Genomic DNA, 11489 nt, shown 5'->3' on the forward strand with positions numbered 1-11489 from the left:
CTCCGCAGCGGACAAGATGGCCGGCGATCTGAAAACCTAGATCGCGAAACCGAATACCTCCTTGAATCGCGCGTCGAAATCGGCGCGACTGATGGCATGGTTCTGGGTGCCGGTATGTTCGATCTTGATCGCCCCCATCAGCGAAGCAATACGCCCGGTGACCTCCCAATCCAGGCCGTTCTGCAGGCCATACAACAGCCCGCCGCGATAGGCGTCGCCGCATCCCGTCGGATCAGCCAGCTTCTCGGCCGGCGCCAGGGGAATCTCGATCTCTTTGCCTTCGGTGTAGATCGTCGAGCCTTTGCCGCCGCGCGTCACGATAACCGCTTTCACTTCGCGCGCCATTTGCTGCGGCGATTTGCCGGTGCGCTCAGTCATCAGTTTGGCCTCGTAATCGTTGAAGGCCAGCCAACTGGCTTGCGACACGAACCGGTTCAGGTCGTCGCCGTCGAACATCGGCATGCCCTGGCCGGGATCGAAAATGAAGGGGATACCGGCGGCGGCAAACTGCTCGGCGTGTTCGATCATGCCCTGGCGGCCATCGGGCGACACCATGCCGATCGTGACCCCGGCAATGTCCGCGACCCGGTTCTGGTGGGCGAAGTTCATCGCGCCAGGGTGAAATGCGGTGATCTGGTTGTCGTCCTGGTCGGTCGTGATATAGGCCTGTGCCGTGTAGCTGTCGGCGACCTCCTGCAAGGCGTCGCGGCGAATCTCGTGTTGATCCAACCAGGCGGCATAGGGCGCAAAGTCGACCCCGACGGTTCCCATCGGCAGCCCGTCACCACCCAGAAGCTTCAAGTTATAGGCAATATTTCCCGCGCAGCCGCCAAAATTGCGGCGCATCTCGGGCACCAGGAATGACACGTTAAGGATATGAACCTGATCGGGCAGAATGTGATTCTTGAATTGATCCTGAAATACCATGATGGTGTCGAAGGCCATCGAACCACAAATCAGTGCTGACATCAGATTTCCCTTGCTAAATGTGTGCTTTCAACCGGACGGAATCGCTTCGCTACATCTCGCGCTAGTGCACGAATCCAGGCGAAATGGTACCGTATGCGGAGTTTTTTGGCCGGGCTTATCTGGCGCCGGCCGGGCAGGCACCTAGGTGCAACTGCAAACATCAAAACAATACAGAGTTACTGGAGGAACCCATGCTGACGAAAAAAATCGCGTTGGCTTTGCTGATTGGTGGCTTGAGCATGAGCGGCGGTGTGTTGGCCGCTGACAAGGCCGCTGCCGATTCTGCGATCGCGGCTGCCAAGTCCGCGCAAAAAGCGGCTGCCGAAGCCGGTGGTGAGTGGCGAGATACCGGAAAGATCATCGAGAAGGCCGAAAAAGCCGCTGCCGATGGCAACTTCGGCACCGCCATGAAGCTGGCCGAACAGGCAAAAGATCAAGGTATGCTGGGCAAAGAACAGGCATCGGCCCAACAGAACGTCGGCAATCCCGAATACCTTTACAACTGATCAAGCCAAGCCGGCTGATACACAAAACCCTGCGCTGAGATGCGCAGGGTTTTTTTATGTTCGCCCGATTGTTCCAGCTACAGATAACGCGGCAACAGGATCAGCGCCCAGACCATGACCGCGAAGCTGATGGACAGAAACACGGCCGCGGAGCCGATATCCTTGGCGCGGCCCGATAGTTTGTGATGCTCGGGCCCGAAGCGATCGACAGTGGCCTCCACTGCCGAGTTCAGCAGTTCGACGATCATGACGATCAACCAGCTGCCGACCAGCAACGCTTTCTCGACGCCGCCTTCGCCCAACCAGAATCCCAAGGGCACCACGAACAGCGCGACGAGTACTTCCTGGCGGAACGCCGCTTCGTACTGATAGCAGGCGCGAAACCCCTGCAACGAATAACCGAACGCGCGAAAGAGGCGCGTCAGCCCCGTCGTTTCGTTGAATTCAGACATCAGTGTGACCGCCAGATGACAGCTGGTGCGCGGCGTTTCCGTTGCGCCACGCGATTCAAAACGGGCGCTACCCTACACTGAAAACGTCAATCCGTCTGCCAGCGAAGATCGAGTTCGCGCGCGGCCCGCACATCGTCCAACCGACGAACCGGCAGGGTATGCGGCGCTGACTTGACCGTATCGGGCGCGTTCTGCGCCTCGTCTTGAATCTTCACCATGGCCTCGACGAAACCGTCGAGCGCCGTCATGTCTTCCGTTTCGGTGGGTTCGATCAGGAAACACTCAGGCACGAGCAATGGAAAGTACGTGGTCGGCGCGTGAAACCCGTAATCGAGCAGGCGCTTGGCGAAATCCATGGCCGTGACGTCCAGTTCCTTCGCCTGCTTTTTCAAGGTAACGATGAACTCATGCGTCGCACGCCGCTGCGGATAGGCGAGTTTGAAGCCGGCGTCGGACAAACGCTTGGCAAGATAGTTGGCGTTGAGTGTCGAGTATTCGGATACGCGCACCATGCCCTCGCGGCCCAACATGCGTGCATAGACATAGGCACGCAGCAGCACGCCCGCGTTGCCCGCGAAAGCCGAGAGCTTGCCGATCGTTTGCGGACGGTCTTTTTCGGTAATCCAGTGGTAGTCGCTGCCATCGAAACCAACCATTGGAACCGGCAGGAACGGCACCAAACGCTCACTGACACCGACCGGGCCGGCACCGGGGCCGCCACCGCCGTGCGGCGTCGAGAACGTCTTGTGCAGGTTCATATGGATGACATCGAAACCCATGTCACCCGGACGCACCTTGCCGAGAATCGCGTTGAGATTCGCGCCGTCGTAGTAAAGCAGACCGCCGGCTTCGTGAACGAGTTTGGCGATCTCGGTGATACGGCGTTCGAACACACCGACAGTCGAAGGGTTGGTCAGCATGATGCCGGCCGTTTGCGGACCAAGGGCCGCCTTCAAGGCCTCGACATCGACATCGCCGTCATCCAGCGTCGGTATCTCACGCACCTTGTAACCACACATCACCGCGGTTGCCGGATTGGTACCGTGCGCTGCATCCGGCACGATGATCTCGCTGCGCTCGGCGTCACCGCGCGCATCGTGATAGGCGCGGATCATGGCTACGCCGGCAAACTCACCCTGCGCACCAGCCGCCGGCACGAGCGACACCTGCTTCATACCGGTGACGTCTTTGAGCATTTCCTGCAGCTCGTACATGCAGCCCAGGAATCCCTGGCTATGCGAATCGGGGGCATGCGGATGACGTCCCAACAATCCCGGCAGCATCGCCAGCGAGTTACAGGCTCGCGGGTTGTACTTCATCGTGCACGAACCCAGCGGATAGAACTCAGTGTCGATCGAAAAGTTCTTCTGCGACAGCCGCGTGTAATGCCGTACCGCCTGCATCTCCGATACCTCCGGCAGTGCCGGGGGCTGCTTGCGCTGCATGCCGGCGGGAATCCCGCTCAACGCTGGTTTGTCTTTCGGCGCCTGGGCGAATGCCCGACGGCCGCTCTTGGATTGCTCGTAGATCAACATCGCTGGTGTCGTAGGTGCTTAGGCCTGTTGGGAGGTGTGGTCGACTGCGGTGGGTGCGGTCTTAGCCGAGGGCCGAGATCGCAGCATCGTAGTCGGGCTCTTCACCGATCTCGCCGACCATCTGCGCATGCAACACCTTGTTGTCTGCATCGAGGGTCATCGCGGCGCGTGCGGTGATGCCGGCCAAGGGGCCATCTTCGATCAGTACGCCATAGTCCTTTGCGAAGTTGCGCGAGCGCATCATCGACAGCGTCTTGACGTCGGCCGTGCCTTCGGCCTGGCAGAAGCGGCCCTGGGCGAACGGCAGGTCGGCCGAGATCACCAACACGACCACGTCGTCGCGCCCGCCCAGGCGCTCATTGAACACCTTGGTCGAGGTCGCACAAACGGGTGTATCCAGGCTCGGTACGATACTCAGTATCTTCTTCTTACCGGCGAAATCGCTGAGGCGTACCTCCTTCAACTCGCCGTCGACGAGGCGGAAATCCGGTGCGGTGCTGCCGACGGCGGGCAGATCACCATTGGTGTTGATCGGGGATCCGTGCAAGGTTATCTGTGCCATATCGTGTCTCCTTCAGGGGTTTATCGACACGTCGCCGTTCGCGACGCACGCGCGTTGGTCATCAATTGAACTTGGGTTCGACCGGACATCTTGCCTGGGTTCGGGCTGCCATCACCCGCGCAAGCTTGGTCGCATATTCGCTGATCTCGTTGTCGGTGCGCAGCTCGGTGGCGCACACCAGCACTGCATCGCCGAGTTCGGGGTAATCATTGCTCAGATCATATCCACCGAGCACGTTGTGCGCCGCCAGTGACCGCAGGATGTCAGCAACCGGCGCCGACAACTGCAGAACGCCTTCATGGAAGGTCGCGCTGTCGCCGAACAGGCGTGTGACACCCTCGATCGCATCGAGTAGCCCCAGCAGCTTCTGGGTATTTTCGTGGCAGTGGGCCGCGACTCGCGCAAGACCCTCACCGCCGAGCAAGGCCATGTGGATGGTAGCGGCGGTCACCAACAAACCCTGGTTGGTGCAGATGTTCGAGGTCGCCTTCGAGCGGCGGATATGCTGCTCGCGCGCCTGCAGGGTCAAGGCATAGCCGACCTTGCCGTCGAGATCGACTGTCTTGCCGATGATCCTTCCCGGCATCTGGCGCACCAGCGCCTGTTTGGCGCACAGGAATCCGAAATACGGCCCACCCGACGACAAAGGTGCACCCAAGGGCTGACCCTCGCCGCAGGCGATGTCCGCACCGCCGTTGTTCTCGGCGTTGCCCCACTCGCCGGGCGGCGAGATCGCCGCCATCGCCAGCGGATTTACCACCGCGATCGCCAGCATGCCGTTCGCCTGAGCAAAATCGGTCATGGCATCGGCGTCTTCGAGCACGCCGAAGAAGTTGGGCTGGGGGATCACCAGCGCCGCGAAGTCCTCACCGGCATACGGATCGAGCGCCGTCATATCGGTCTTGCCCGTCTTCGCGTCGAAAGGTACTTCGACCAGTTCGATGCCCTGGTTGCGCACGATCGCGTCCACCGTCTTGCGATAGGCGGGGTTGAGCGTTCGCGGCACCAGGATACGCCGCGACTTGGATTTGCGGTTGGCGCGCACCGCCATCAGCACGGCCTCGGCCAGGCCCGATGCACCGTCGTACAGCGAGGCATTCGACACGTCCATCGCCATCAGTGCCGTCATCATCGACTGGTATTCATACAACAGCTGCAAAGTACCCTGACTGGCCTCGGCCTGGTACGGGGTATAGGCGCTGTAGAACTCACCGCGGGTTGCGATCTGCCAGACGGCAGCGGGGATGTGATGATCGTATGCACCGGCGCCGATGAAACAGACCGGCTGGCCGTCTTCGCGCGCCTTGGCGTGCATCAGCGCGGTGACTTCCATCTCCGACATGCCTTCGGGGACATGCTGCAGCGCAGCGGCGCGCAGATCGGCCGGGATCTCGTCGAAAAGATCGTCGATCGAATCGACGCCGATGACATCCAACATCTGGCGGACGTCGTCTTCAGTGTGCGGGATAAACGGCATTGGCGGTGTTTTCTAAGCGGGTGATGCAGCGTTGCGGATCAGTGTTCTTCGGATTCAGCATGTTCGGCGTAGGCATCGGCGTCGAGTAGCGCCTCAACCTCCGACGGGTCGGCCAGGCGGACGCGGAAGATCCAACCGTCTTCATAGGCATCCTGGTTGATCGTCTCCGGCGCATCGGCAAGCACCTCATTGACCTCGAGCACTTCACCGGTGACCGGGCTGTAGACGTCCGATGCCGCCTTGACCGATTCGACCACGGCGCATTCGGCCCCGGCACCCAGTTCGGCGCCGACTTCCGGCAGCTCGACGAAAACCAAGTCGCCAAGCAGCTCCTGTGCATGGTCGGTGATGCCTATGGTGGCAATGCCCTCATCATCCACACGCACCCATTCGTGCGACCGGGTGTACTTCAGTTCTGTTGGGACGTCATTGCTCATTGTTTTTTCCTCTCGGGCTCTGGCGCGATCGGCGTTGTTCACCGAACCGCTTTTCTCTAATTGCGGTCGAGCGACCGGTCCTATGTCAATTACAGCGCAATACACGCCTTTCCGTTGCGCACAAACGGCATTTTTACACGGCGCACGGTCAGTCGCTTGCCACGCACATCGACCGTGAGTTGCTCGCCGGCGTCGGCCGCAACGCGTGCCATCGCGATCGAACGTTCAAGTGTGGGCGAGAATCCGCCCGACGTCAGCTCACCGACCTCGCGATCACCGTCGAATACCTTTTGGTGACCGCGCAGCACGCCTTTGCCCTCGAGCAACAAGCCGACAAACTTCGGCAAATCACCACCGGCACGCTGCCGCTCAAGGGCGCTGCGTCCGTTGAATGCACGGTCTTGCGGCTCCAGGGCGACCGTCCACGCCAGGCCCGACGTCAGCGGGCTCTGTGTTTCGTCCATATCGCTGCCATACAGGTTCATCCCGGCCTCGAGCCGCAGGGTATCGCGCGCACCCAGGCCGCACGGCGCAACCCCCGCGTCGGCCAGCGCGCGCCAGAACGCCGGCGCTTCGCTTTCCGGCATCATGACCTCGAAGCCGTCTTCCCCGGTATAACCGGTTCGACCGACAAACCATTCGCCGGCGTATGCCGCGCTGAATGGTTTCAAATCCATGGCGGAGGCCGCGAGATCACCCGGCAGCACCGTCTTGGCCTTCTCGCGCGCCTTGGGCCCCTGCACCGCAATCATGCCGAGATCGAATCGCGGCTCCACCGAGACCTCGTACGGCTTCGCCTGAGCCTCGATCCACGCGACGTCTTTTTCGGTGGTGGCGGCATTGACGACCATACGAAACCAGTTTTCGGACAAGAAATAGACGATAAGATCGTCGATAACCCCACCATCTTCGCGCAACATGCACGAATAGAGCGCTTTACCGGGGTTTTGCAGTTTACCCACGTCGTTCGCCAGCAGGTGTTGCAGGAACTCGCGGGTGCGCGCGCCACGCAGGTCGACCACCGTCATGTGACAGACATCGAACATGCCCGCATCGTGCCTGACCGCATGATGCTCCTCGATCTGCGAACCGTAGTTCACCGGCATGTCCCAGCCACCGAACGACACCATGCGTGCCCCCATGTCGCGGTGGGTCTCGTTGAGCACAGTCTTCTTGTCCATCACCATCTCCAGCGGCCAAAAACAAAGGGGCGGTATGGCTATCGCCTGCCACGACAACCATACCGCCCCTCTGTCCGGCGACCTGAGAGTTTGAAAGCGCTGCGCGCTCCGTGCCCCGTCGGTGGGTACCCGCGGGCACCGCTCTCCAGAGTCGATCCGAATCCGTCCGCCGAATTCATCCCCGTGGTCCTTTTGCCTGAGCGATTCCGGGCGGAAATTGCGCCTTCGGCCTTGTCGCCCGGATCACAGTGCCGGCAACAATGTCTCCCACAGGGGTTGGGATCGAAGTCGCGACTATATAAAGTAAACATCCGCTTGCCAACTTGGACATCCCCGCAATTCGCCATGGCTTTCAAGACGCCCATCGTTCGTTCCCTGATCATCCTCGCTGCGGCCGGCGTGCTCGCCACCGTGGCCGCCACGATCTATGCCCCGGATAAGGTCACACGCGCCGCCGACAAGGTCGAAAACTACCTACGCGACAAGCTCGCCCAAACCGGCATCATCGCCAGCGCAGAGGCTGCCGCATCGGACGACTGGATCATCGGCCGGGCATCACTGAAGCGCTGGCGGGCAAACATCGACGTGGTACTGGGGCCCGGCCAGATTCGGCTCGATGGCCGCGATATGAAGAATCTGACGCAAGCTTCACGCAAAATGCGCGACGGCTCGATCCTCGAGATCGGCAGCGGCACCTACGACACCGGCATCGCGACCAAGGCGAACAACATCCTGATCATCGGACGCGGTCACGTGACCTTCCGCGGCGCCGCAGCCAAGGGGAAAGGCACCTTTATCGTCAACGGCAACAACACCACGATCGAGAACATCGAGTGTCGTGACGTGAAGGTAAAAGACGGCAACGGCGCCTGCGTGCGCCTGCAGGGCAAGAACCTGACGCTCAAACACGTGTTCTTCCATTCATCGCAACAAGGCCTGCTGACCGGCAACAAGCCGGGCAAGGTGGTGATCGTAGACAGCTTTTTCGAGCGCCTCGGGCATGGCGGGCGGGCCCACGGCATCTACCAGGGTGGCGGGGTGCTGGAGATCGATCGCAGCTATTTTCTCGGCGCCAAGAGCCAGGGACACGAAGTCAAATCCCGCGCCAAACGCACCACGATCACCAACAGCGTGATCGCCTCGATGACAAACCAGGACAGTCGCCTGATCGACATCTCCAACGGCGGCATCGCATCGATTACCGATTGCACCCTGCAACAGGGTCCGAAATCGAGCAATCTCGACGCCATCGGCTTCGCCGTGGAGAAAAAGCGCCACAAGGAAAACGCCTTCACGCTGAAGCGCAACGTGATCATCCTCGAACGCAAAGGCAACAATCGCCTGTTCCACACCAAGATCAAAGGCCTACAAGCGGACATCACCGACAACATCATCGTGTCGGAGAAGAAGACACCCTTCGCAGCCACAAACCTCGAGTTCGAAGATCGTCAGGAAGCCGGCCTGCCCGCCTATCCGGAGATTCCCGACCGTCCAACGATCTGAAGATCGGCGGAGGGTCAGCGGGCCGACTTTCGCACCAACAACACCACCGGGATCAGGCCAACCAGCAACAGCGCGACCGCCGGCAGTGCGGCGCGCTCCCATTCGCCTTCGGACGTGAGCTCGTAGATGCGCACCGCGAGGGTGTCCCAGCCGAACGGCCGCAGCAGCAAGGTAGCCGGCATCTCCTTCATGACATCGACCAGCACCAGCAGCCCGGCCGTCAGCAGCCCCGGACGCAACATCGGCAGATAGACCCGCCAGACCGTTTCCCACTGGCCTGCCCCCAGGCTGCGTGCGGCATCGCGGATGCTCGGGCGAATGCGCTCCAGGCTGCTGTCTACCGGGCCGTAAGCAACCGCAAGAAATCGTGCGAAGTAGGCCATCAACAGCGCAACCACCGTGCCCGACAGAAGCAGGCCGATATCATGACCGGTCAGCCACTCGACCGCGTCGGCGAAACGGTTGTCGAACCAGGTCAGCGACAGCATGACGCCTACGGCCAGCACCGAACCCGGCAAGGCGTAACCCAAGGTACCGATGCGCACGCTCAGCGCGGTGGACAAATCACCGTGGTAACGCTGTGCGAACGCCAGAACGAAGGCTGCCGTGACGGTCAACACGCCTGCGATTACGCCGAGAAACAGCGTGTGTTGCAGAAGATCCCAGTACCGGCTATCCAGACCCGACGAGGTCTCCCACGCCCAACTCACAAGCTGCACAACCGGAGCGGCGAAGGCGATCGAGAACACCCCCCAGGCGAAGGCGCTGGCCGCAACGGCACGGCCACCCGACAGTCTCATGCGACGCTGCACACCGCCACGACCCGTTTCGGTGAAGCGTGCACGCTGACGAAAACGTCGCTCGATGACCAGCGCCACCAGGACCAGGGTCAACAGGATCGACGCCAGTTGCGCAGCACTTTGTAGATCGAAGAAACCGAACCATGCTTTGTAGATCGCCGTCGTGAAGGTATCGAAATTGAACACCGATACCGCACCGAAATCGGCCAATGCCTCCATCAACGCCAGGCTAAGCCCGGCAATGATCCCCGGCCGCGCCATCGGTAGTGACACACGGAAGAAGGCCGCCCACGGACCGAGACCGAGACTGCGCGCCGCTTCATAGGCACTCTGGCCCTGCCCGAGAAACGATACCCGCGCCAGCATGTAGACGTAGGGATACAGCACCAGCGTCATCACCGCGATCACACCGAAGGTGTTGCGCACCTCGAACGACCAACTCGGCGGCAGATCGAACAGTGCGCGCAGGCCCGCCTGGACCGGCCCGGAGAAATCCATGACACCGACGAACACAAAAGCCAGCACGTAAGCCGGCAATGCGAACGGCAACATCAAGGCCCAGTCGAGCATGCGCCGCCCGGGAAAATCGCACATGACGGTCAGCCAGGCGAGCGAGACGCCAAGCGACAAGGTGCCCACGGTCACGCCGATCAGCAGCCATGTCGTATTGCGCATCAGGTTAGGCAGAATTGTGCCGCCGAGATGGGCCCAGATTTCCGCGTCGACGGACAGCCAGGAACTGAAAATGACCGCCAGGGGTACGATCACGCTGACCGCGAGCAGACGCGCGGCCCAACGCCAGCGAACGCTGTCATCGCGTTCACGCGCCGCCCCGACAAAGACCTGATTTTCGGCTTCGATTCCCGCTGTCATGTTTCGGCTTCAAACGACGACAGCGGGAAGACAGAGTCTCCCCGCTGTCAGGGGCCGGGAAGAGCTTCACCGGCCCACATGCAATGACGTCATTCGACGTTAACGATACCCGGCGCGATCCATCAACTTGATCGCGTCGCCCTGCAGACGACCCGCCTCGCTGACGTGCAGATCATCGGCTTTGAAGTCACCCCAAGAGGCAACCAGCGGGTCCGGCTTGACCTTCGCATTGACCGGGTATTCCATGTTCAACCCGGCAAAATCGGATTGCGCCTCTTCCGACGACAACCATTCCAGCAGCTTCAGCGCCGCCTCGGGGTGCTTTGCATACTTGGTGATGCCGGCGCCGGAGACATTGATGTGCACGCCGCTGCTGTCCTGGTTCGGCCAGAACAGGGCCAGTGGCACTTCCGGGTTGTCCTTCTGCAGTCGGCCGAAGTAGTAGGTATTGACGATCCCCACGTCACACTGACCGGCAGCGATCGCTTCCATTGTCTTGGTGTCGTTGGAGAACGGCTGGGTAGCGAGGTTCGCGACCCAACCCTGTACGATCTTTTCGGCTTCGGCTTCGCCGAGTCGCGCAATGAACGTGGCGACCAACGATTGGTTGTAGACCTTCTTCGACGTACGCAGACACAAGCGCCCCTTCCACTTTGGATCGGCCAGATCTTCGTAGGTGGTGAGCTCGCCCGGTTTCACCCGCTCGGTGCTGTAGACAATCGTGCGCGCGCGCTCCGACAGACCGAACCAGCGACCCTTGGCATCGCGCAGGTTGGCCGGCACGTTGGCGTTCAACACCGCTGAGTCTATCTCTGCCAACACATCGGTCTCCGCGGCATGCCACAGGTTGCCCGCGTCGACCGTGATCAGCATGTCAGCGGGCGTGCGGCGACCTTCGGCGCGCAGCCGTTGCAACAGCGGACCTTCCTTGTCGGTGATGTAGCTGACATCGATCCCCGTCTCCTTGGTGAAACGATCGAACAATGGCTTGATCAGGTGTTCTTTGCGCGACGAATAAACAACCACCTCGTCGGCAGTCGCCGTGACAGGCATAGCAACGGCAAACGCCAGTAAGCCGAACAACAGGGAACGCATCTTCAAATCACCTCGAGAGAACAATAAATGAGAATGATTTGCAATGTTATTCAAATTTGCGAGCTTGTCAAACCCCGGCATGCACGGCCGGAGTGGAAA

11 protein-coding genes and 2 riboswitches are annotated in these 11489 nt (G+C 60.8%); of the genes, 2 read left to right on the top strand and 9 right to left on the bottom strand.

Features of this window, described 5'->3' with window-relative positions; genetic code table 11:
- Positions 1-36 precede the first annotated feature (36 nt).
- The gene (locus B1781_RS21850) at positions 37-969 is read right to left on the bottom strand and encodes a carbohydrate kinase family protein (RefSeq protein WP_078121712.1); all 933 of its coding nucleotides are present in this window, start codon (positions 967-969) and stop codon (positions 37-39) included.
- Positions 970-1052: 83 nt separating this feature from the next.
- On the opposite strand from B1781_RS21850, the gene B1781_RS21855 reads away from it, so the two are divergent.
- Positions 1053-1475, top strand: coding sequence for a SoxXA-binding protein (locus tag B1781_RS21855; protein WP_125932224.1), 423 nt, complete (start codon positions 1053-1055; stop codon positions 1473-1475).
- Between the two features lie 77 nt (positions 1476-1552).
- Here the strand turns inward: B1781_RS21855 and B1781_RS21860 are convergent, their stop codons facing one another.
- From B1781_RS21860 to gcvT, 6 genes are all read right to left on the bottom strand, one after another.
- Entirely contained in the window at positions 1553-1927 is a 375-nt protein-coding gene (locus tag B1781_RS21860) for a diacylglycerol kinase (protein WP_078121714.1), read from the bottom strand.
- Between the two features lie 86 nt (positions 1928-2013).
- Positions 2014-3462 carry an aminomethyl-transferring glycine dehydrogenase subunit GcvPB gene (gcvPB, locus tag B1781_RS21865; RefSeq protein ID WP_078121715.1) on the bottom strand — a complete coding sequence of 483 codons (1449 nt, stop codon included), beginning with the start codon at positions 3460-3462 and terminating at the stop codon, positions 2014-2016.
- Positions 3463-3523: 61 nt separating this feature from the next.
- Positions 3524-4024 (bottom strand): thiol peroxidase, encoded by a 501-nt coding sequence (tpx, locus tag B1781_RS21870; protein WP_078121716.1) that lies wholly within the window; start codon positions 4022-4024, stop codon positions 3524-3526.
- A gap of 61 nt (positions 4025-4085) precedes the next feature.
- Entirely contained in the window at positions 4086-5501 is a 1416-nt protein-coding gene (gcvPA, locus tag B1781_RS21875) for an aminomethyl-transferring glycine dehydrogenase subunit GcvPA (protein ID WP_078121717.1), read from the bottom strand.
- 38 nt (positions 5502-5539) lie between these two features.
- Positions 5540-5938: a glycine cleavage system protein GcvH gene (gene gcvH, locus B1781_RS21880; RefSeq protein ID WP_078121718.1), complete on the bottom strand. Its 399-nt coding sequence runs from the start codon at positions 5936-5938 to the stop codon at positions 5540-5542.
- An 89-nt stretch (positions 5939-6027) separates the two neighbouring features.
- On the bottom strand, positions 6028-7119 hold the full coding sequence (gene gcvT / locus B1781_RS21885) for a glycine cleavage system aminomethyltransferase GcvT (protein ID WP_078122185.1): 1092 nt from the start codon (positions 7117-7119) through the stop codon (positions 6028-6030).
- Positions 7120-7179: 60 nt separating this feature from the next.
- Positions 7180-7278, bottom strand: a riboswitch (glycine riboswitch).
- 15 nt (positions 7279-7293) lie between these two features.
- A riboswitch (glycine riboswitch) is annotated at positions 7294-7399 on the bottom strand.
- 65 nt (positions 7400-7464) lie between these two features.
- Between gcvT and B1781_RS21890 the strand changes: the two genes are divergently transcribed.
- Positions 7465-8622: a hypothetical protein gene (locus B1781_RS21890; RefSeq protein ID WP_078121719.1), complete on the top strand. Its 1158-nt coding sequence runs from the start codon at positions 7465-7467 to the stop codon at positions 8620-8622.
- A gap of 14 nt (positions 8623-8636) precedes the next feature.
- Here B1781_RS21890 and B1781_RS21895 read toward each other — a convergent pair whose 3' ends face one another.
- Positions 8637-10295, bottom strand: coding sequence for an ABC transporter permease (locus tag B1781_RS21895; RefSeq protein WP_078121720.1), 1659 nt, complete (start codon positions 10293-10295; stop codon positions 8637-8639).
- A gap of 99 nt (positions 10296-10394) precedes the next feature.
- Positions 10395-11390 (bottom strand): Fe(3+) ABC transporter substrate-binding protein, encoded by a 996-nt coding sequence (locus B1781_RS21900; RefSeq protein ID WP_078121721.1) that lies wholly within the window; start codon positions 11388-11390, stop codon positions 10395-10397.
- Positions 11391-11489 lie beyond the last annotated feature (99 nt).

It is taken from the genome of Thiosocius teredinicola (genome assembly GCF_002009425.1).
Classification (GTDB): Bacteria; Pseudomonadota; Gammaproteobacteria; order Chromatiales; family Chromatiaceae; genus Thiosocius; species Thiosocius teredinicola.